The sequence below is a fragment of the Lentzea sp. NPDC054927 genome, assembly GCF_053610285.1.
Window position 1 is genome coordinate 35,515 of record NZ_JBSGXZ010000027.1, and the last position, 19,222, is coordinate 54,736.

The 19,222-nt window shown below is 68.8% G+C and carries 21 protein-coding genes; 12 read left to right on the forward strand and 9 right to left on the reverse strand.

What is annotated here, in order from left to right:
* Positions 1-38: 38 nt before the first annotated feature.
* Entirely contained in the window at positions 39-626 is a 588-nt protein-coding gene (locus tag ACWGE0_RS29175; protein WP_452264094.1) for a hypothetical protein, read from the forward strand.
* Between the two features lie 24 nt (positions 627-650).
* Complete coding sequence (locus tag ACWGE0_RS29180; RefSeq protein WP_452264095.1) at positions 651-941, forward strand: DUF1905 domain-containing protein; 291 nt, start codon at positions 651-653, stop codon at positions 939-941.
* A 227-nt stretch (positions 942-1,168) separates the two neighbouring features.
* On the opposite strand, the gene ACWGE0_RS29185 is transcribed toward ACWGE0_RS29180, so the two are convergent.
* Positions 1,169-2,302, reverse strand: a complete 1,134-nt coding sequence (locus ACWGE0_RS29185) for an endonuclease/exonuclease/phosphatase family protein (RefSeq protein ID WP_452264096.1) — start codon at positions 2,300-2,302, stop codon at positions 1,169-1,171.
* Positions 2,303-2,497: 195 nt separating this feature from the next.
* Between ACWGE0_RS29185 and ACWGE0_RS29190 the strand changes: the two genes are divergently transcribed.
* Positions 2,498-5,116: a BTAD domain-containing putative transcriptional regulator gene (locus ACWGE0_RS29190; RefSeq protein WP_452264097.1), complete on the forward strand. Its 2,619-nt coding sequence runs from the start codon at positions 2,498-2,500 to the stop codon at positions 5,114-5,116.
* Here ACWGE0_RS29190 and ACWGE0_RS29195 read toward each other — a convergent pair.
* Positions 5,113-7,077 (reverse strand): MDR family MFS transporter, encoded by a 1,965-nt coding sequence (locus ACWGE0_RS29195; RefSeq protein ID WP_452264177.1) that lies wholly within the window; start codon positions 7,075-7,077, stop codon positions 5,113-5,115. The two genes, ACWGE0_RS29190 and ACWGE0_RS29195, sit on opposite strands and share 4 nt — an antisense overlap.
* A gap of 301 nt (positions 7,078-7,378) precedes the next feature.
* Here ACWGE0_RS29195 and ACWGE0_RS29200 point away from each other — a divergent pair, with 301 nt between their 5' ends.
* The 4 genes from ACWGE0_RS29200 to ACWGE0_RS29215 are packed head-to-tail and all read left to right on the forward strand — an operon-like array spanning position 7,379 to position 10,003.
* Positions 7,379-7,591: a hypothetical protein gene (locus tag ACWGE0_RS29200; RefSeq protein ID WP_452264098.1), complete on the forward strand. Its 213-nt coding sequence runs from the start codon at positions 7,379-7,381 to the stop codon at positions 7,589-7,591.
* A 49-nt stretch (positions 7,592-7,640) separates the two neighbouring features.
* The gene (locus tag ACWGE0_RS29205) at positions 7,641-7,973 is read left to right on the forward strand and encodes a putative quinol monooxygenase (protein ID WP_452264099.1); all 333 of its coding nucleotides are present in this window, start codon (positions 7,641-7,643) and stop codon (positions 7,971-7,973) included.
* Positions 7,974-8,024: 51 nt separating this feature from the next.
* On the forward strand, positions 8,025-8,303 hold the full coding sequence (locus ACWGE0_RS29210) for a hypothetical protein (RefSeq protein WP_452264100.1): 279 nt from the start codon (positions 8,025-8,027) through the stop codon (positions 8,301-8,303).
* On the forward strand, positions 8,300-10,003 hold the full coding sequence (locus ACWGE0_RS29215) for a GMC family oxidoreductase (protein WP_452264101.1): 1,704 nt from the start codon (positions 8,300-8,302) through the stop codon (positions 10,001-10,003). The genes ACWGE0_RS29210 and ACWGE0_RS29215 overlap by 4 nt, the downstream gene beginning before the upstream one ends.
* Here the strand turns inward: ACWGE0_RS29215 and ACWGE0_RS29220 are convergent.
* A complete protein-coding gene (locus tag ACWGE0_RS29220) occupies positions 9,888-10,355 on the reverse strand; it encodes a hypothetical protein (RefSeq protein ID WP_452264102.1) in 468 nt (155 codons plus the stop codon). The two genes, ACWGE0_RS29215 and ACWGE0_RS29220, sit on opposite strands and share 116 nt — an antisense overlap.
* Positions 10,356-10,451: 96 nt before the next feature.
* Between ACWGE0_RS29220 and ACWGE0_RS29225 the strand changes: the two genes are divergently transcribed.
* Positions 10,452-10,826, forward strand: coding sequence for a YciI family protein (locus ACWGE0_RS29225; RefSeq protein ID WP_452264103.1), 375 nt, complete (start codon positions 10,452-10,454; stop codon positions 10,824-10,826).
* On the opposite strand, the gene ACWGE0_RS29230 is transcribed toward ACWGE0_RS29225, so the two are convergent.
* On the reverse strand, positions 10,811-11,341 hold the full coding sequence (locus ACWGE0_RS29230; RefSeq protein WP_452264104.1) for a hypothetical protein: 531 nt from the start codon (positions 11,339-11,341) through the stop codon (positions 10,811-10,813). The genes ACWGE0_RS29225 and ACWGE0_RS29230 overlap by 16 nt on opposite strands.
* Positions 11,331-12,869 (reverse strand): FAD-dependent oxidoreductase, encoded by a 1,539-nt coding sequence (locus tag ACWGE0_RS29235; protein WP_452264105.1) that lies wholly within the window; start codon positions 12,867-12,869, stop codon positions 11,331-11,333. The genes ACWGE0_RS29230 and ACWGE0_RS29235 overlap by 11 nt, the downstream gene beginning before the upstream one ends.
* Before the next feature lie 55 nt (positions 12,870-12,924).
* Here ACWGE0_RS29235 and ACWGE0_RS29240 point away from each other — a divergent pair, with 55 nt between their 5' ends.
* From ACWGE0_RS29240 to ACWGE0_RS29250, 3 genes are read left to right on the forward strand one after another with little or no spacing between them, the layout of a single operon-like run.
* Entirely contained in the window at positions 12,925-13,920 is a 996-nt protein-coding gene (locus ACWGE0_RS29240) for an ABC transporter substrate-binding protein (RefSeq protein WP_452264106.1), read from the forward strand.
* Positions 13,917-14,651: an ABC transporter ATP-binding protein gene (locus tag ACWGE0_RS29245; RefSeq protein ID WP_452264107.1), complete on the forward strand. Its 735-nt coding sequence runs from the start codon at positions 13,917-13,919 to the stop codon at positions 14,649-14,651. The genes ACWGE0_RS29240 and ACWGE0_RS29245 overlap by 4 nt, the downstream gene beginning before the upstream one ends.
* Entirely contained in the window at positions 14,648-15,397 is a 750-nt protein-coding gene (locus ACWGE0_RS29250) for an ABC transporter permease (protein WP_452264108.1), read from the forward strand. The genes ACWGE0_RS29245 and ACWGE0_RS29250 overlap by 4 nt, the downstream gene beginning before the upstream one ends.
* Here the strand turns inward: ACWGE0_RS29250 and ACWGE0_RS29255 are convergent.
* Entirely contained in the window at positions 15,394-16,047 is a 654-nt protein-coding gene (locus tag ACWGE0_RS29255; RefSeq protein WP_452264109.1) for a TetR/AcrR family transcriptional regulator, read from the reverse strand. The two genes, ACWGE0_RS29250 and ACWGE0_RS29255, sit on opposite strands and share 4 nt — an antisense overlap.
* A gap of 58 nt (positions 16,048-16,105) precedes the next feature.
* On the opposite strand from ACWGE0_RS29255, the gene ACWGE0_RS29260 reads away from it, so the two are divergent.
* The gene (locus ACWGE0_RS29260; protein ID WP_452264110.1) at positions 16,106-16,936 is read left to right on the forward strand and encodes an SDR family NAD(P)-dependent oxidoreductase; all 831 of its coding nucleotides are present in this window, start codon (positions 16,106-16,108) and stop codon (positions 16,934-16,936) included.
* Here the strand turns inward: ACWGE0_RS29260 and ACWGE0_RS29265 are convergent.
* The 3 genes from ACWGE0_RS29265 to ACWGE0_RS29275 are packed head-to-tail and all read right to left on the reverse strand — an operon-like array spanning position 16,933 to position 19,180.
* Positions 16,933-17,604 carry a CE1759 family FMN reductase gene (locus ACWGE0_RS29265; RefSeq protein WP_452264111.1) on the reverse strand — a complete coding sequence of 224 codons (672 nt, stop codon included), beginning with the start codon at positions 17,602-17,604 and terminating at the stop codon, positions 16,933-16,935. The genes ACWGE0_RS29260 and ACWGE0_RS29265 overlap by 4 nt on opposite strands.
* On the reverse strand, positions 17,601-18,026 hold the full coding sequence (locus tag ACWGE0_RS29270) for a MarR family winged helix-turn-helix transcriptional regulator (protein WP_452264112.1): 426 nt from the start codon (positions 18,024-18,026) through the stop codon (positions 17,601-17,603). Before ACWGE0_RS29270 ends, ACWGE0_RS29265 begins: the two co-directional genes overlap by 4 nt.
* The gene (locus ACWGE0_RS29275) at positions 18,023-19,180 is read right to left on the reverse strand and encodes an LLM class flavin-dependent oxidoreductase (RefSeq protein WP_452264113.1); all 1,158 of its coding nucleotides are present in this window, start codon (positions 19,178-19,180) and stop codon (positions 18,023-18,025) included. Before ACWGE0_RS29275 ends, ACWGE0_RS29270 begins: the two co-directional genes overlap by 4 nt.
* Positions 19,181-19,222 lie beyond the last annotated feature (42 nt).

Sequence of the window (19,222 nt, forward strand, 5' to 3'; positions counted from 1 at the left end):
GGCACGGCTCTGCGAGCCTCGTGACCCACAATGTCGCGGTGATCGAGATGTCCGCCGTCGTCGATGCTCACCACCTGGTGAGCCATCCCGACTGGCCTACCGCGCCGTACTCGGACGGTGACGTCGTGCTGTCCGGGCGGATGTCGCGCGAGGACGTCGGCACGGCGCTGGCCGCGATGGCGCAGTACAACAACCATCAGGAGGTCGAGCCGGACGGGCCGTCGATGCTCCGGGTGTTGCTGGAGCAGGACCGCCTCATCATGCCCGGTGGCCTGCTCGTCCGGGACACGCGCACCGGCGTGGTGATCGAGCCGGGGTGCTGCCAGGGACTCGAGGAGTGGCGCGACTGGCTTGGAGTGCTCGACGGCGTGCACCCGTGGCTCGGGCACTCGCCGGATCCGCTGGTGCGGATCGGCGACGGCCTCGTGCGGGTGTGGCCGGACGACCGCCAGGCCGACGGGCCGGCCTGCGAGGTGCCGCTCGCCGACCTGCCGGCGCACCTCGCGGTCGTGCGGCAGGACCTGCTCGGGTTCCTGGAGCTGGTGCGGAAGCGGGCGCCGTACGGCATGGGGGAGGAGCTCGCGGCCGCCCTCGACGAACACTTCCGCATCAGCGCGCCCCTTTGAGTCCACTGCTGTGAGAATGGGCCGATGTTCGTCTTCGACGCGGAACTCTGGCTCTGGGACGCCCGCCGCATGGACACCTGGACCTTCGTGACCCTGCCGGAGGACGTCTCGGACCAGATCCGCGACATCGCCACACCCGGCGCCGGGTTCGGCTCCGTGAAGGTCCGCGTCGGTGTGGGCGCCAGCAACTGGTCCACGTCGGTGTTCCCGGACAAGCAGTCGGGCTGTTACGTGCTGCCGATCAAGGCCGCGGTGCGCAAGAAGAACGGGGTGGAACCCGGCGACGTCATCGAGGTGACCGTCGAGGTGGTCTAGAGCCCTGAGTCTCTGGTTCACGGTCAGCTTGTGGCGTGTGCAAGTACCACCAACTTAAGATCATCGGGCGTGTAACTACACCCAACCGACCGGCGTGCTCCGGCGGTCACGGACCGCGGACCTGCTTGTTGGGTGTAGTTACAGGCGATTTGATCAAGAGTTGGCGGTACTTGCAGATGCCACCCAGCCAGACGGGATGACTGGCTGCGAACTTGCGACTCAGGACACTAGAGAGTCCAGTCGATGTCGGCGTAGATGGCCGCGTGGTCGCTGGCCGCGTGCACCTCGTTGGTCATGGTTTCGTAGACGTCCCAACGGTTCTTGGTCCGCGGTCCGCGCCACACGCCCTTGCGGAAGATGCCGCCGCCGACCGCCTTGGCGAACAGCTCCGGGGTGAGCAGGACGTAGTCGATCTTGCCCTTCTCGTTCACGCCGCGGTACGTGCCGAGGCGGTTGTCCCAGTCGAAGTTCGGGTGCTCGCTGATGTCGCGCAGGCCGGTGCGCTGGAACAACGGGCGGAGGGCCTCGCTGTCGGCGGTGTCGTTGAGGTCGCCGACGACCGCGATGTGCTCGTGGCCCTCGTCGCGCAGCCGGTTCACGATGCGGGCGATGCGGACCGCCTGGCGGAACCGGCGGCGGGCGCCGATCGGGTCGCCGGGAGAGCCGTAGCCCTTGGACTTCAGGTGGTTCACCAGCACGACCACCTCGGGGCCCGCGGGCGTGCGGACGTGGTACTCGGCGCAGTCGCGGGAGAAGATCACTCCCGAGCTGTCCTTGGCGTACACGTGCGTGCGGATGGTGATGACCTGATGCTCGTCGCGCGTCAGCAGGCCTACGTTGATGCCGCGCTCGTCGTTGCCGTCGATGAGGTGGACTTCTTCGTAAGGGGTCCAGCCGACGTGTTTGAGCATGCTGGCGGAGAACATGTGCAGCAGCTCGCGGGATTCCGCCTCCACGACGCCGAGCACGCTGGCGCCGACGTCGCGCATCACCTGGGCGGTGTGGCGGGTGGCGAGTTCGCTGATGGGTTCGGTGGTGAGCTCGACCCAGCCGACCCACGACTCGCGACCGCTTGCCACGACGGTGGTTTCGCCGGTCCGGTGCCGCGCGAGGAACCTGCCGCGGATGCGCCGGAGGATCGCGAACTTGCTCCGGTCACTTCGCAGCAGTTCCAGCGTTGCCAGGTGTTCCTTGAGTTCTTCCTTGACTTCCGGGGTGTAGGTCTCGGCGGCGATCAGTTCGTTGAACCGGGCGTGGGCGGCCAGAATCGGGGCCGCGTGCTTGGTCGCGTTGCGGCCCATCACTTTTGGGCGCTCGAACATGTTCTCCACGTTGAACGACCCGATTCGCGTGGTGCTCATCAGTTCCAGGGTCGCATGTGGATATACGCACACGCCCTGGTCTGGTCGGGTGATCTTTCGCGGCGGAAGAGTGTGGGGAAGGCCCCTTGGGCTGGGCTGCCGGTGTCAGTGGTGACCGGGGCCTTCCTGCCGGGACGACCTTGCCCGTTTGATCAAGGATGAACCTAGGATGAACCTTGAATCCGCTGCTGAGAGGTGAACGTGGAGTTCGGGCTGCTCGGTGCCGTGGAGGTGCGCGACCGGGGTGCGGTGGTCGAGATCGGGCACGTCCGGCAACGGTCTGTGCTGGTCGCGCTGCTGGTGGAGGAAGGACGGCCGGTGCCGGTCGACCGGCTGCTGGACCGCGTCTGGGGCGAACGGGCGCCGCTGCGGGCCCGCGAGACGCTCTACGGGTACGTGTCAAAGCTTCGTAAGCTGCTCGAACTCGACATCGAGCGCACGCCGGCGGGCTACCGGCTGACCGTCGCCCCCGATCAGGTCGACCTGTTCCGCTTCCGCGCACTCGTGCGGCAGGGCGCGCTCGACGACGCGCTCGGGTTGTGGCGCGGGCAGGCGCTGGAAGGGCTCGAGTCGGAGTGGTTCGACGCGCTGCGAGAGAGCCTGCACGCCGAACGCGTCGCCGCCGAATTGGATCGCAACGACGTCGCGCTCGCGGACGGCCGGCACGCCGCGCTGCTGCCGGCGCTGCGGCAGGCGGCTGACGAACGGCCGCACGACGAACGCCTTGCCGCGCAACTGATGCTGGCGCTGCACCGGTCGGGCAACGACGCGGAAGCGTTGCGGCACTACGACACCATGCGACGGCGGCTGGCCGACGAACTCGGCGCGGACCCGAGCAAGCCGCTGCAGGACGTGCACCAGCGAATCCTGGCCGGCGAACAACGCGGTGCGGGGCCACGGCAGTTGCCCGCGCCGCACCCGTGGTTCACCGGCCGTGCAGACGAACTGGCCGCGCTGGACACGTCCGGCACCGTCGTGATCACCGCGATCGGCGGCACGGGCGGCATCGGCAAGACCGCGCTGGCGCTGCACTGGGCACACCGCAACCTCGACGCGTTCCCGGACGGCCAGCTCTACGTGAACCTGCGCGGCTTCGACCCGTCCGCCGAGCCGACGCCGCCGGAGACGGTGTTGCGCGAGTTCCTGGAGGCGTTGGGCGAGGAGACGATCCCCGCCGGGCTGGACGCCCGCGCCGCCAGGTACCGCGGCCTGGTCGCGGGCAGGCGGATGCTCGTGCTGCTCGACAACGCCCGCTCCACCGAGCAGGTCGTGCCGTTGCTGCCGGGCTCCGACGCGACAGTGCTGGTCACGAGCCGTCTCAAGCTGGCGGGACTGGTGGCGGCACACGGCGCCAGGTCGGTGTCGCTGGACGTGCTGAACCCGGCCGACGCCCACGAGTTCCTCACGGCCAGGCTCGGCTCCGCCAGGGTCGCGGCCGAACCAGGCGTGGTCGCGGACCTGGTGAGCTGGTGCGGAGGGCTGCCGCTGGCGTTGTCGATCGTCGCCGCACGGGCCGCGATGGAACCGGACTTCCCGCTGGCGGTGTTCGCCGAGGAACTGCGGGAGCAACGGCTCGACGCGCTGGACGCGGGGGAGATCGGCACGAACCTGCGCGCGGTGTTCTCGTGGTCCGTCGCAGCGCTGTCGGACGAGGCGGCGCGCGCGTTCGGGCTGTTGGGGACCGTGGGCACGGAGGACGTGAGTCTCGCGGCGGCGGCGGCACTGCTGGACCGACCGATCACGAAGGCGCGCATGGTGGTGCGTGAGCTGGAGAACGCGCATCTGGTGCAGCAACACGTGCCCGGCCGGTATCGGATGCACGACCTGGTCGGGCTGTACGCGGCGGATCTGCCGGTGGACGCCGGCACGCGACTGGCCGACTTCTACGCGGCCACGGTGCGGGCCGCGGCGATGGCGCTGGAGCCGTTCAAAGTGTTGCCAGAACAAGAAAGCAGTCACGTGCTGACGTTCTCCGGCAGTGCCGCCGCCATGGCGTGGTTCGACGCGGAGCACGCCTGCCTGCTGACCGAGCAACGGCAGGCGCTGGAGCGCGGTGCGTTCGACGTGGCGTGGCTGCTCGGCCGCACGCTCAACCCCTACCACCTCCGCCGCGGGCGCACCTCCGACGACATCGATGCCTGGCTGATGGCGTTGCGGGCCGCGGAAGCGCTGGGGGACGAGACGAAGCAGGCGACTGCGCACATGTGCCTGGGCGCGGACTACGTCGAGGTGGGCGAGTCGGCGTTGGGGCACAGCCACTTCGAGCGCAGCCTGGAGCTGTTCGCGCGCACCGACGACCACGCGGCCCACGGCGCCGCGCACCGGTCGATGGCGTGGGCGGCCGAGTTCGAGGGCGACCTCGAGAAGGCGCTGGAGCACTCGGTGCAGGGGCTGGAGAAGTTCCGCGCGGCCGGTTCGGAGACCCGCGAAGCCGAGGCGTTGAACGAGGTCGGCTGGCGATACGCATGCCTGGGCCGCTACGCCGAAGCTCGTACGTTTTGTGAAGACGCCTTGCTGCTCAACAACAAACTCGGCCACTCCGAAGGCATCGCGGCCACTTTGGACAGTCTCGCGCACATCGCCCACCACGACGGCAGGCACGTCGACGCCGTGGCGCATTACCGCGAGGCGCTGGCGTTGTACCGGGAGCTGGACAACTCGGCGGAGCAGGCCTCCGTGCTGGAGCACCTCGGTGACGTGCACGCGGCCGCGGGGGAGGGCGTTGAGGCCCGCGAGCAGTGGGGGCAGGCGTTGGAGCTGTACGAGAAGCAGGGCCGCACCACGGAGGCGACGGCCCTGGCTGCTCGTCTCTAGACCCGGCTCATCTGGCGTCCGCTCTCGATCAGTTCGTCGGTGAACTGATCGAGGGCCTGGGCGAAGTCGCGCTGGTCCGGTTCGTGCCAGTCCTCCAGCTGGTCGAGCAGCCACCGCCGCCACGCCTGCACGAGCTGCGCGAACACGTCCGCGCCCTGGTTGGTGAAGCGGTAGCCGTCGTCGTTGAACGTCAGGTGCCCGGACCGCACCAACTCGCGCGCGGTGGGCTCGAAGATGCCGCCGGGCACCTTGGTCATCTCGGCGATCTCGTCGAGCGTGGCCACGCCGTCGTCGGTCGACGCCCGGTACACCCGGCCGAGCAGCCAGGCCTGTTCCAACGGCAGGTCGACGCCCGATCGCCGCAGCACGGCCAGACCGGGGTCGTCCTTGGACCGCGAGACCACTGTCGACACGAGCTTGCGCAGTTCGTCGTAGGAGTTCGAGGGCGGCGCGGCGAAGCTCTCGCCCACACCGCTGTTGCCGGCCGCGGCGGCACGACTCGTGTCCCGCAGCTGCACCTGCGGCAGGAAGAACGCGACGAGCAGCGCGACCAGGCCGATCGGCGCGGCGATCAGGAACATCATCTGGATGGTCTCGGCGTACCCGGCGACGATCGGCGCCTTGATGGCCTCGGGCAGCGCGTGCACCGCGGCGGGGCTCGCGATGGCCCGCGGGTCGACGCCCTGCGGGATCACGAGGTGCTGGGGCAGCTGGTTGGCGTAGATCGTGCCGAAGATCGCGACGCCGAACGAGCTGCCCATCGTGCGCAGGAAGCTGATGCCCGAGGTGGCGACGCCGAGGTCGGAGTAGTTCGTGGTGCTCTGCACGACGATCACCGGCACCTGCATCACCAGGCCGATGCCCGCGCCGAGCACGACCATGAACGCGCCCATGACCCAGAAGCTGGTGCCCGCGTCCAAATAGGACAGCAGGTAGATGCCGACGGTGAGCCCGACGGACCCGGCGATGGGGAATGCCCGGTACCTGCCGGTCCGGCTGATCGTGTTGCCGGTGAGCAGCGCCGTCGACATCAGCCCGGCGATCAGCGGCAACATCCACAGCCCGGACGCCGTCGCCGACTCGCCGCGCACGTACTGCAGGTAGATCGGCAGGTAGGTGATGCCGCCGAGCATCGCGAACCCGACGACGAAGCTCAGGATGCCCGACACCGTGAACACCCGGCTGCGGAACAACCTCATCGGCAACATCGGCTCGGCCGCGCGTTGTTCGACGAGGACGAAGGCGATCAGCAGCACGATCGACCCGGCCGCCATCCACAGGATCGTCGGCGACGTCCACGCGTACTCGGTGCCGCCCCAGCTCGTGACCAGCGTCAACCCGGTCGCCGCGAGCGCGATCAGCGCGATGCCCGCGTAGTCGATCTTCGGATGGCCCTCGGCCCTGATCGTGGGCAGCGCCGCGATCGCCACCAGCACCACGGCGATGCCGAGCGGAATGTTGACGTAGAACGCCCACCGCCAGCTCAGGTGGTCCACGAACAGCCCGCCGAGCAACGGCCCGGCCACCGTCGCGATGCCGAACACCGCCCCGGCGAACCCCTGGAACTTGCCGCGTTCCTTCAACGGCACGACGTCCGCGATGATCGCCGTCGACGTGACCATCAGCCCGCCCGCGCCGAGACCCTGGACCGCGCGGAACGCGATGAGCATGCCCATCGACTCCGACCAGCCCGCGAAGAACGACCCGATCAGGAACAGCGCGACGCTGATCACGAACGTCTTCTTGCGCCCGTACAGGTCACCGAACTTGCCGATGAGCACCGTCATGATGGTCTCGGCGAGCAGGTACGACGTCACCACCCACGACAGGTGCGCGCCGCCACCCAGCTCGGCCACCATCGTGGGCAGCGCGGTGGACACGATGGTCTGGTCGAGCGCGGCCAGCAGCATGGCGAGCAGGACGGCCGCGACGACCAGGTTCCGCCTGCGAGTGTCGATCATCTCGGGCACCGGGCGATGATCGCGCAGGTTCCACGACCTCGCAGGGCGGGCGCGGGCTGCGGGGTCGCGGGGGAGCGGGCGTGGGCGGTTCGGTCGGCATGACGCCCGGTCCGCTCAGGAGAAGGGCGTTCCGGAGTGGATGCCCGTGACCGTCGCCTCGAGGGCCTCGCAGTCGGAAGCCTCGATCATGTGCGACCTGGCATGTGGCCCTCCGCAGCGCACGTGCGGTTCACCGTCGCAAGGCCGATGCTGACGTTCGGTCTCCACCAGGGCTCGGAGCCGGTCATCGCGGACGGAATCCTTGATCCGTTCGCACAACGCCGAGTCTCACGACCGGTACGAGCTCGCCGACTCCGTGGCCCAGGAGATGCACGGGTTCACCGCCGAGAGCGCGCCGGACGAGATGGTCGTGCACGGCTTTCGCGTGATCTGCCGGACAGGGCGCGACGCCGTGATCGCCGAGATGGTCCGGCGCGGGCCCAAGCGGATGCGGATGACGTCGGGCGGGGCGTAGGTTCCGATCGAGGACTAGGGTCGGGGACGATCACGCGAAGGAGGCCGTCTTGATCTTCATCACCGCCAAGTTCCGCGTCCTGCCCGAGCACGCGGACGCCTGGCCCGAGATCTCCAGGAGCTTCACCGAGGCAACGCGCGCCGAACCCGGCTGCCTGTGGTTCGACTGGTCGCGCAGCCTCGACGACGCCAACGAGTACGTGCTGGTCGAGGCGTTCCGGGACGGGGACGCGGGTGGCGCGCACGTGCGGTCGGAGCACTTCAAGAACGCGCAGAAGGAGTTGCCGCCGTACCTTGCGGAGACGCCGCGCATCGTCAGCCAGGCCGTGGAGCAGGACGACTGGTCGGCGCTGGGCGAGATGGAGGTTGCGCCACGCGGGTGAGCATTGCCCGGATCGTTTGGTGCAGGGGGTTCCTCCGATGAGGATGTCCCGATGGACGCCTTCGTGGAGTTGTCCGCTGAGCTGACCGGGTTCTCGGCGGAGGAGCTGAGGTCGACCGGACTGGTCGAGCAGTACCGCGCGCTGGCGCAGGACGCGTCGCACGCCGAGATCATCGAGCTCTGGTACACGGGCGTCTGGCACGGGGTGATTCCCAGTTCCCGCGCCTACGCCGAAGGCTTGGCGTGGAAGGCCGTCGGGGTCGCTCCGCCGGGCACGCGAGCACCCGGCTTCGGCAGCTGGGAGCAGAGACCCAGAAGCGGCGTCCGGTGAGGGCCGTGGTCGTCGGGGCAGGGTTCGCCGGCTCGCTGATCGCGAAGGTGCTGGGGGACAACGGGTTCCGGGTGCTCGTGCTCGAAGCGGGGGCGCGGACCGACCACGATGAGGCGCTCCGGAGGTTCCAGACCGCCCTGGTCAAGACGCCGCTCGCGCCGTATCGGAGCACCGTGGCCGCGCCGTCGAGCGAGTACGTGATCAACACCGGGCCGTACGCGTATTCGAGTCCGTACCTGCGGATGAACGGTGGCACGGGCACCGCGTGGACCGGGATCACGCCGCGGATGCATCCCGAGGACTTCCACGCCGCCGACCTCGGTCACGGGCGCAACTGGCCCATCTCCTACGACGACCTGGAGCCGTACTACCGCGCCGCCGAGTGGGAGATCGGGATCTCGGCCGACGCCGACGAGCAACGGCAGCACCTGCCCGTCGCGGACGGCTACCGCTATCCCATGCACGCCTTGCCCCGCACGTACCTCGACCACACGATCGCGTCCGTTGTGGACGGTGCCAACATCGACGGGCACGAGCTGCTGGTCGTCGGCACACCGCAGGCGCGCAACGGCAAGCCGATCGCCGGCTATCGGCCGGACGGCAACCTGTGCGCCGGGTACGCGAGCTGCGTGCCGATCTGCCCGGAGCAGGCCAAGTACACGCCGCACCGCACCCAGAAACGCTGGCCGCCCAACGTCGAACTGCGCACCAGGTGCGTCGTGAACCGGGTCCACTCCGACGAGTTCGGACGCATCACCAAGGTCAGCTATCAGCAGTACGCGGACGACACGACCGGCAGGCACACGCGGCACGACGAAGAAGCGGACGTCGTCATCCTTGCCGCGCACGCCATTGAGAACGCCAAGCTGCTGCTGATGTCCGGGCTCGCGAACAGCAGCGACCAGGTCGGCCGCAACCTGATGGACCACCCCGCGCTGCTCACGTGGGCGCTGATGCCACAACAGATCGGCCCGTTCCGCGGACCCGGCTCGACCACGGGCATCGAGGCGTTCAGGACCGGTCCGCAACGCTGCACGCGGGCACCGTTCCGCATCGAGATCGGCAACTGGGGCTGGGGCTGGTCGGCCGGCAGCCCCGACTCCGACACGGCCGAGTTCGTCGCGGCGGGCTTGCGCGGCAAGGCACTTCGGCAGGCCGTGGCGGACCGGGTCGGCCGCCAGTTCGCGCTCCAGTTCGAGATCGAGCAGGAAGCCGACCCCGCGAACCGCGTCACGCTCGCGGCCGACCGCGACGCGCTGGGCAACCCGCGGCCGAGCATCCACTATGGACTGTCGGACTACGTGAAAGACGGTCTGCTGGCCGCGAAACGGGCGTCGGACCAGATCTTCGAACTCCTCGGAGCCGACGACTACACGTCGTACAAACCGGACGACGACCAGTACTTCGAGCACAACGGCGAGCCGCTGCGCTACTGGGGCGCCGGGCACGGCGGCGGCACGCACGTGATGGGTGCTTCCCGCCGGGATTCGGTGGTGGACCAGTGGCAACGCTGCTGGGACCACCCCAACCTGTACGCGGTGGGCTGCGGCAGCATGCCGTCGCTCGGCACGTCCAACCCGTCGATCACGATGGCCGCGCTGGTGCTGAGAACGGCCGACCACCTCGTCGCACACCTGCGTCGCCCGATCGCGCCCGCTGAGCCCGCTGGATCAGCAGGATCGCGGCCGCCACCGCGATGACGACGACGCCGTTGCCGAACGCCCACAGCACCGCGTGGTGGTGCACGTCGTCACGGGTGGCGAGCGGGTCGCGGAACACGGGGTTGACCTGGGTGATCAGCAGGATCTTCATCGCCACCGAGACCGCGAGGAAGCCCAGCGCGGGCCACGACGACCGCGTGACGATCGCCAGGACCACGGCGAGCGGGCCCCACGGCAGGTAGTAGTAGACCGGGCTGCCCGCGGCGAACACGCCGACCAGCGATCCCGGCCGCGGGTCGGCCAGCAGCTGCGGGTTCCACACGACCTGCTCGTAGAGGTTGCCGAAGAACCACATGCTCAGCAGCGGGACGACCAGCCTGGAAAAGTTCACCTGGTCATGATGGCGAAAATGTCGAAAGCTCCGTGACGTCGATCGACGCAGGGGTGGCAGCGGTCGAACGCTGCCAGTCGACACCGAGGAGAGAACATGCGGTTCATGCTCATGCACCGGGTCCAGGAAGACGACCCGGCTTCGTGGGAGCCGAACGCCGAGCTGATCGAGCGGATGAACGGGTTCATCGAGAAGCTCACCGCGAGCGGCGCCCTGCTCGGCGCCGAGGGCGTGCAGAAGGCCGGCTCGGTCGTGCGCAGGCGCGGCACCGCGGTCAAGTCCATCGACGGTCCGTTCGCCGAGGCCAAGGAGGTCGTCGGCGGGTTCGTGCTGATCAACGCGAAGGACCTCGCCGAGGCCACGGCCGTCGCGGAGGAGTACATCGTCTGCTTCGCCGGCGTCGAGGAGATGTCGGTCGAGGTGCGTCAGGTCGCCGAGATGGAAGACATCGAGCCCTACCTGAACAAGTAGCGCAGTTCGACGACGAACCACTCGCCGTCGAGCGAGCACGGTCCGCCGGGGTGGAGCCGCACGTCCTCGGTGTCGAGGGCAGCGAGGACGTGCGGCCCCTCCAGGTCGAGCGAGGAGTCCGCGACGGTCCACACGGTGACGTCGTCAGCCGAGATGTCCAGCGGTTCCGGCACGTTCTCGCCCAGGTCCTTCAGCTCGACGAGCCGGTTGCGGTAGAAGGAAGTGCCGATGTTGGTCAGCCGGTGCACGGGCGACACGGGCCGGTAGACCGAGCCGCCGCGGCGCTCCGAGATGAACCGGGGTTCGCTGCCGTCGAGCCAGTCCATCCGGCCTTCCGAGCCGTCGATGCTCAGCACGACGTACGGGTTGTGGTGCAGGTGCCACTGGTGGGTCTCGCCCGGTTCGAGCCGGACCTCCCACACCCTGACCACCGGGTCGTCGTACAACACGCGTTGGCCGACGTCGACGAGCACGATCTCCTCGCCCGACGGCGACACCACCACGTCACCCCTCAAGGCCCACCTCCCGCAGGTACCGGTTCTGGACGTGCCGCCACGAGCCGGCGGTCCAGGGTTCTACGAATGCCACGTGCCCGTCCGGCCTCACCAGCACCACCGCGTCGCCGAGGCCGATGCGGTCGCGGACGACCGAGCCCGGATCGAAGTAGGCACGATCTCGCAGGCCCGAGTCGTGCGGCGCGTCCCACCGGCTCACCACGACCTGACGAAGACCGGGCAGATCACCGGCCACTGGCGGGCGGCGGCGCGCGTCGGTGAGATGCAGGGCCATGAACGAGTCGCGGCACAGTTCGTGCAGGTGCACCGGGCCGCGCAGACCGAAAACCCGCAGGTCCGGGACACGGTCGCCGACCCGCAACGGGCCTGATGAGCCCACCAGCGACCAGTCCTCGCCCAGCCGCACGCCGAGCAACGTGCGGGTCATCGCGTCGCTCCAGCCCGCCACCGAGTCCAGCCGCCGGTCCATCACGGCCCGCGCCGCCTCGGCCATCGCACCGGAACCGTTGATCGCCACGGGTGCCTGTTCGCGTTCATAGCCGCCGAGCAGGTCCGGCGAGGCCCACCCGCGGTACACCCACGCGAGGCGCCACGGCAGGTTGGACGCGTCGAGCACGCCAGTGTTCAATCCCAACGCCCACATCGGCGTGATCAGGTGCGCGGCGTCGCCCATCAGGAACACCCGGCCGCGCTGCCACGACGACGCCACGCGGTGGTGCACGGTGTAGACGTTGCTCCCGAGCACCTTCAGCTCGTCGACCTCGCCGATGAAGTGAAGTGCCTTGTCGCGCAGCTCGTCGGACGTCGGCTCCGGACGTCCGGGTGCGAGCGGGAACACGAACCGCCAGCAGTGCGGCTGTCGCACGAGGACCATCCACTCCTCGCGGTCGCCGAAGTAGGCCAGGTACGGGTAGTCGCGCGGATTGCCGATGTCCAGATCGCACACCAGGTCGACCAGCATGTACCGCTGCTCCAGCGTGTGCCCGCTGACGTCGACGCCGAGCCGTTCGCGCACGGTCGAGCGGCCGCCGTCGCAGCCCAGCACGTACGCCGCCGCGAACTCGACCGGTCCGTCCGGCGTCTCCAGGTGCAGCGTCACGCCGTCGTTGTGCTGGGAGAAGTCCACCAACCGGTGCCGCAGCCGCAACGCTCCGGGAGCGCGCCTTTCCAGCACGTCCGCGAGCACCGGCTCCAGCTCGTGCTGCGGAATGTTGATGACGAACGGAAACCGCGTCTCGTCGGCCAACGCGGCAGTGAACACGCTCCCGGTCGAAATCCCGGTCGCGCGGTCCAGCTCGCCGATCTCGTCGATCCGCAGCGACGCCTCCAGCACCGGCCCGAGCGCGTCGTACCGGTCCAGAACTTCCAGCGTGCGCGTCAGAATCGTGCCTGCTTTGGTCTCGCCGGACAGGTCGTCCCCCGCCTCGAAGACCACCACCGGCACCCCGTGCGCGACCAGTCCCAGCGCGGTGATCAAACCGATCGGGCCCGCACCGATCACGGCCACGGGCAGATTGGTCGTGTTCATCCGTCCTCCCCGGCGTCTATGTTCGACCATGAGGGCGCCTTCGGGGGAGGGGATCATGAGGAAAGCGGTTTCAGCTGTCCTGCTCGCGATCACACTGGCCGTCTCGGCCTGCGGTGGATCGCCGGAGCCGGCGGCCGCGAAGACCAAGGTCAACTATCTGACGTCGTTCAGCACGTTCGGCCGGGACGCGTACGCGTACGTGGCCCAGGAGAAGGGTTTCTTCGAGCAGGCAGGGCTCGACGTCACGATCACGCCGGGCACCGGCAGCGTCGACGTGCTCAAACTCGTCGCGGGCGGCCGCGCGGACTTCGGCATCGCGGACTTCACCGCCACCGCGATCACCATCGCGAAGGAGAAGCTGCCGGTCACCACGGTCGCGGCGATCCACCAGCGGTCGCTCGCCGCGATCGTCGCGCTGGAGGGCAGCGGGATCTCCAAGCCCGCGGACCTGGTGGGCAAGAAGATCGGCGACCAGCCGGGTTCCACGAACCAGGTGATGTTCCCTGTCTACGCCAAGGCGGCGGGCATCGACCCGGCGAAGGTCCAGTTCGTACCGTCCGCACCGCCCGCGCTCCCGCAGCTGCTGGCGGCCGGGCAGGTCGACGGGATCGGGCAGTTCGTCGTCGGCAAGCCGTTGATCGAGGCCGCGGCCAAGGGCAGGAAGGCGGTCGTGCTGCCGTACGGCGACCTGGTGCCGGACCTCTACGGCAACGCGCTGGTGACGTCGAAGGAGATCGCCGCTAACAAGGCCGACCTGGTACCCAAGTTCAGGGACGCGCTGCTCAAGGGTCTGCAGTACTCGATCGAACACCCGGACGAGCTCGGCCAGATCCTCAAGAAGTACCAGCCGACTCAGGACGCGGGCGTGGCCAGCGCCGAAGTCGGGCTGATGGCGCCTTATGTGAAGCCGTCCGGGTTCAGCGGACCCACCGGTGAGCTGACCCAGCCGCGGGTCGAGAAGATCATCAGCACGCTCGTGGACGCGGGTGCGATCCCCGCGGGTTCGGTGCGTCCCGACGACCTGGCTTCGTTCGGGCTGGCGCCGAAGTGATCGGTCTGCACGGCGTCTCGCACACCTTCGGCACCGTCGATGCCCTGGCAGGGATCGACCTGGAGGTGGGCGAGCACGAGTTCGTGGCGGTGATCGGGCGTTCTGGCTGCGGGAAGTCGACGTTGCTGCGCCTGATCGCCGGCCTGCTCAGGCCTTCGGCCGGCGAGGTCCTGGTGGCGGGGGAGCGGGTGGGAAAGCCGAGGCGAGACGTCTCGTTCATGTTCCAGCGACCGGCGTTGCTGCCGTGGCGGTCGGTGCTGTCGAACGTGCTGCTGCCGATCGAGATTTTCGGCCTGGTGCAACGGAAGTACCGTGACCGGGCGCACGAGCTGCTGGACCTCACCGGGCTCGGCGGGTTCGAGAAACGGCTGCCGCACGAGCTTTCCGGCGGCATGCAGCAACGGGTGTCGCTGTGCCGGTCACTGATCCAGAGCCCGCGGGTGATGCTGATGGACGAACCGTTCTCCGCGCTGGACGCGATCACCCGGACCGAGCTTTCCGAGGAGCTGCAACGGGTTCAGCTCGAACTGCCGCGCACCGTCGTGTTCGTGACGCACTCGATCGACGAGGCCGTGCTGCTCGCCGACCGGATCGTGGTGCTCAGCCCGCGCCCCGGCCGGATCCACCAGATCGTCGACGTCGCCCTGGCCCGGCCGCGTGCGCTGGGGCACGTCGAACTGGACGAGGTGAGCCGGGAGCTGCGCGGGCTGCTGGCGGAGGTGACGGCGTGAAGGTCGTGCTGCCGGTGCTGGGCCTGCTGGCGATCATCGGCGCCTGGTGGCTCGCGACGATCGTGTTCGGGATCGAGCAGTTCCTGGTCCCGTCGCCCGCGGACGTGGTCCGTGAGTTCCTGGAGGTGCCGGGCTACCTGCTGGAGCAGTCGCTGATCACGTTGTGGGAGGCCGTGTCCGGATTCGGACTGTCCATTGTGATCGGTGTGCCGCTGGCGTTGCTGATCGTCGGCTCGACGGTCCTGGAGCGGATGTTCTACCCGCTGCTGGTAGCGCTCAACGCCGTGCCGAAGGTCGCGATCGCGCCGATCGTGGTGGTGTGGTTCGGGTTCGGCATCTCCTCGAAGGTGCTCATGGTGGTGCTGGTGTGCATCTTCCCGATCGTCATCTCGACCGCGTCCGGCATGAAGTCCACGCCGGGTGAGCTGGTCGAGCTGTTCCGGTCGCTGGACGCCTCGCGCCACCACGAGTTCTTCAAGCTGCGGCTGCGGCACGCGGTGCCGCAGATCTTCGTCGGGCTGAAGGTGTCGATCACGCTGGCCGTCATCGGGGCGGTGATCGGCGAGTTCGTCGGCTCCAGCGCCGGACTGGGGTACGTGATCAGCCTGTCCGGCGGGAGCGCGAACACCTCGCTGGCCTTCGCGGCGATGGGGCTGCTCGCGATCATGAGCGTCGCGCTGTTCTACGGCCTGACCTTTGCCGAACGGAAGCTGGTGCCCTGGTCGGAGGAACACCGGGTGGTCTAGCGGGCCAGCCGGTCCAGCAGCTCGCCGAGCAGCGCGCGCTCGCCTGGTGTGAGATCGCCGGCGTCCTCGTCGACCAGGGCGCGCAGGGTGAGCGCGGTGCTCGCCCGGTCGTGGGTTTCCGCGCCGGTCGCGTGCAGCACACCGGCCAGCGCCGCCTCGCGCACGCCCGCGGACAGCTCGAAGTCCGGTTCGGCTTGCGTGATCAGGGTCAGCGTGACGCCGACGTTGGCGGCGAGCACCTGTTCCGCGGCGGTATCCGCGGGCACCTTCAACAGGCCCTGCGCGGCGGCCTCGGTGAACCTGTCGCGCAGGGCGGCGTGCGCGGGAGCGGTGACGGCGCAAGGCTTTCCCGGCTCGGCCCGGCCGTAGAGCAGCCCGTAGAACGACGGGTGCTCCAGCCCGAACCGCACGTGCCGGTCCCAGCCCTCGCGCAGGTCGCCGAGCGGGTCGCCGGAGCTCTCCACCGCGACGTACTGGGTGAACCCGTGGTTGAGCACGGCGTCGATCAGGCCCTGTTTGCTGCCGAAGTGGTGGTACAGCGTCGGTGCCTGCACCCCGGCGCGTTCGCACACGGCCCTCGTGGACACCTTGCCGCCGTTCTCCAGCATCTCCGCCGCGGCGAGCAGGAGCCGATCCCGTGCGTTCTGCATACCGCTATAGTAGCTTATGTAGCGCTACATGACTCTCTATAGCGAAAGGTGAAGTCTGATGAAGACCTGGTTCATCACCGGAGGGACGCCCGGCGGGTTCGGGATGGCCTACGCCGAGGCCGCGCTCGAGCGGGGAGATCGGGTGGCGCTGACCGTTCGTCGCCCCGATGAACTGCGCGTATGGGCTTCGCGGTACGGCGACCGCGTGCTCGTTCTGAGTCTCGACGTCACCGACGCCGAGCAGGTTCGCGCGGCGGTCGCGGCGGCGGAGGAGCGGTTCGGCGGGATCGACGTGCTGGTCAACAACGCGGGCCGCGGCTGGTACGGCTCGGTGGAGGGCACCCGGGACGAGACGGTCCGGCTCAGCTTCGAGCTGAACCTGTTCGCTGTGGTCACGCTGGTGCGCGCGGTGTTGCCGGGCATGCGGGCGCGGGGCGACGGCTGGATCGTGAACATGTCGTCGCTGGCCGGTCTCGTCGGTGTGCAGGGGTTCGGCTACTACTCGGCGGCGAAGTTCGCGCTCGAAGGCCTGTCGGAGACGTTGCGCCAGGAGGTCGAGCCGTTCGGCGTGCGGGTGCTGGTCGTCGAGCCGGGATCGTTCCGCACCAAGGCTTACGCGGGCTTCCAGGACGAGCCCGTGCATGAGACCGTCGACGCCTACCTGGGGTTGGTGGACGGCATCCGCGCGGCGTTCGCAGACCAGGACGGCAAGCAGCCGGGCGATCCCGAACGCGGAGTGCGCGCCGTGCTCACCGCGATGGACGCACCCCAGCCGCCGCAACGACTGGTGCTCGGCGGCGCCGCGTACGACGCCGCCGTTGCCATGCACGAAGGTGCACTCGTTGAGCTCCGCGCGCACGAAATGCTCTCGCGCGGTGCCGACTTCTAGTTGGCCGCGCCGCCCGCGGCCAGCTTCATCAGGTCGGAGTCGAAGTCGATCGACACCTCGGTGCCGCCCGCGCTGCCGAACTCGTGCTGGTAGCTGCCCCACGACTCGTCACGCACCTGCTTCTCGAACCCGGAGGCCATGAGCACCACCAGTTCGAGGGCCGCGCGGTCGATCCGCTTGTTCAGCCCGGGGTCGGTCCAGTCCTCGGTCGCGGCGAACAGCGATGTCGGCACCACGACGGTCCGCAGGTAGGCGAACAGGCCGCGCATCTGGTCGTCGACCACGAGCGCGTGCCGGGCCGTGCCGGCGGTCGCGGCGAGCACGACGGGCTTCGCGATCAGCAGGTCGTTGTCCAGGATCTGGAAGAACGACGTGAACAGCCCGCTCGCGCCCGCCTTGTAGACGGGGGTGCTCGCGACGATGCCGTCCGCGTGCTGCAGGGCCGTGATCGCCTTCTGCAGCTTCGCGCCGATGTGGTTGGACACCAGTGCGTTCGCGATCTCGCCGGCCAGCTCGCGCAGTTCGATCGTCTGGATGCCGACGGTGAGCTGCTTCTTCTGGGGTGCGAGCGTGGCGACGCGCTGGGCGACGCGGTCGGCGAGCAGGCGCGTCGACGACGGGTCGCTCGTGCCGGCCGACACGATGACGAGCTGCGACTGTGTGGTCATGTCTCCTCGTTCTCCGCCAGCTTGCGAGTGATCACGGCGAGCTGGTCGAGTTCTTCAGGCGTGAGCACGCTCAACGCGCGGGTGACGCCGCGGGCGTGCGGGCGGCCGATCTCCTGCTGGGTCTTCCGGCCGGCCGGGGTGAGCGACAGGCGCACACCCCGGCGGTCACCGGGATCCGGGCAACGCTCCACCAGCCCGCGGTCGACCAGGCGGTCGACCATGCGGGACAGGGCGGGCTGGCTCAGCAGCACGTGGCGGTTCAGCTCACTCATCCTGAGTGGACTGTCGCACTTGGACAACGTGTAGAGGACGTCGTACTCCCGCATCGTCAGGTCGCCCCAGACGTCCTCCGCGTTGAACTGCTTCATCAGCACGGCGTAGGCCCTCATCAGGGACTCCCACGCCTCGTTGGCTCGGGTCATTCGGTGTCCTGGTAGGGCGAGCCACCCGTGACGTTGTCACCCCGGTTGGCGTTCGGCTTCGGCTGACGGGCCGGCTGGTCGCCGTACTTCTCCTTGAGACGCACCGCGTGCGTCGGCGGCTTGGCGGTCTCCGGGTCCTGCCGCGCCTCGATCTCCTTGCGCAGCACCGGAACCACTTCCTCGCCCAGCAGGTCGAGCTGGTTGAGCACCATCTTGAGCGGCAGGCCGGCGTGGTCCATCAGGAACATCTGGCGCTGGTAGTCGCCGAAGTGCTCGCGGAAGGTCAGCGTCTTGTCGATGACCTCCTGCGGGCTGCCGACCGACAGAGGCGTCATCTCCATGAAGTCCTCCATCTTCGGCCCGTGCCCGTAGACCGGTGCCTCGTTGAAGTACGGCCGGAACTCCTTCAGCGCGTCCTGCGACCGCTTCGCGATGTACGCCTGACCGCCGAGACCGACGATGGCCTGCTTCTCCGTGCCGTGGCCGTAGTGCGCGTACCGCTGCCGGTAGAACTTGATCAGCCTCATGTAGTGCTCTTTCGGCCAGAAGATGTTGTTCGCGAAGAAGCCGTCACCGTAGAAGGCGGCCTGCTCGGCGATCTCCGGCGTGCGGATCGAGCCGTGCCACACGAACGGCGGCAGGTCGTCCAGCGGCCGCGGCGTGGAGGTGAAGCCCTGCAACGGGGTGCGGAACTTCCCTTCCCAGTCCACGACGTCCTCGCGCCACAACCGGTGCAGGAGGTTGTAGTTCTCCAGTGCCATCGGCAGGCTCTGCCGGATGTCCGCGCCGAACCACGGGTACACCGGCGCGGTGTTGCCGCGGCCCAGCATCAGGTCCATGCGGCCCTTCGACAGGTGCTGCAGCATCGCGTACTCCTCCGCGATGCGCACCGGGTCGTTGGTGGTGATCAGCGTCGTCGCGGTGCTGACGATCAGCTTCTTCGTCTTCGCCGCGATGTGGCTCAGCAGCGTGCTGGGCGCGGACGAGAAGAACGGCGGGTTGTGGTGCTCGCCGATCGCGAACACGTCGAGCCCGACCTCCTCGGCCTTCTCAGCGATCTGCACGATCGCGTCGATGCGCTCGGCCTCGCTGGGGGTCTCGCCGCTCACCGGGTCCCTGGTGATGTCGCTCACCGAGAAGATTCCGAACTGCACGGCACCCGCCTCCTTCTGTCTTCGAGTTCTATGCGTTTGCAT

Bases quoted from the DNA above. Each gene is read 5' to 3' on its own strand.
- ACWGE0_RS29270 (WP_452264112.1), bottom strand. From the start codon at position 18,026: ATGACCCGAGCCAACGAGGCGTGGGAGTCCCTGATGAGGGCCTACGCC.
- ACWGE0_RS29265 (WP_452264111.1), bottom strand. From the start codon at position 17,604: ATGACCACACAGTCGCAGCTCGTCATCGTGTCGGCCGGCACGAGCGAC.
- ACWGE0_RS29235 (WP_452264105.1), bottom strand. From the start codon at position 12,869: ATGAACACGACCAATCTGCCCGTGGCCGTGATCGGTGCGGGCCCGATC.
- ACWGE0_RS29195 (WP_452264177.1), bottom strand. From the start codon at position 7,077: ATGATCGACACTCGCAGGCGGAACCTGGTCGTCGCGGCCGTCCTGCTC.
- ACWGE0_RS29185 (WP_452264096.1), bottom strand. From the start codon at position 2,302: ATGAGCACCACGCGAATCGGGTCGTTCAACGTGGAGAACATGTTCGAG.
- ACWGE0_RS29180 (WP_452264095.1), top strand. From the start codon at position 651: ATGTTCGTCTTCGACGCGGAACTCTGGCTCTGGGACGCCCGCCGCATG.
- ACWGE0_RS29210 (WP_452264100.1), top strand. From the start codon at position 8,025: ATGGACGCCTTCGTGGAGTTGTCCGCTGAGCTGACCGGGTTCTCGGCG.
- ACWGE0_RS29255 (WP_452264109.1), bottom strand. From the start codon at position 16,047: ATGCAGAACGCACGGGATCGGCTCCTGCTCGCCGCGGCGGAGATGCTG.
- ACWGE0_RS29240 (WP_452264106.1), top strand. From the start codon at position 12,925: ATGAGGAAAGCGGTTTCAGCTGTCCTGCTCGCGATCACACTGGCCGTC.
- ACWGE0_RS29260 (WP_452264110.1), top strand. From the start codon at position 16,106: ATGAAGACCTGGTTCATCACCGGAGGGACGCCCGGCGGGTTCGGGATG.
- ACWGE0_RS29225 (WP_452264103.1), top strand. From the start codon at position 10,452: ATGCGGTTCATGCTCATGCACCGGGTCCAGGAAGACGACCCGGCTTCG.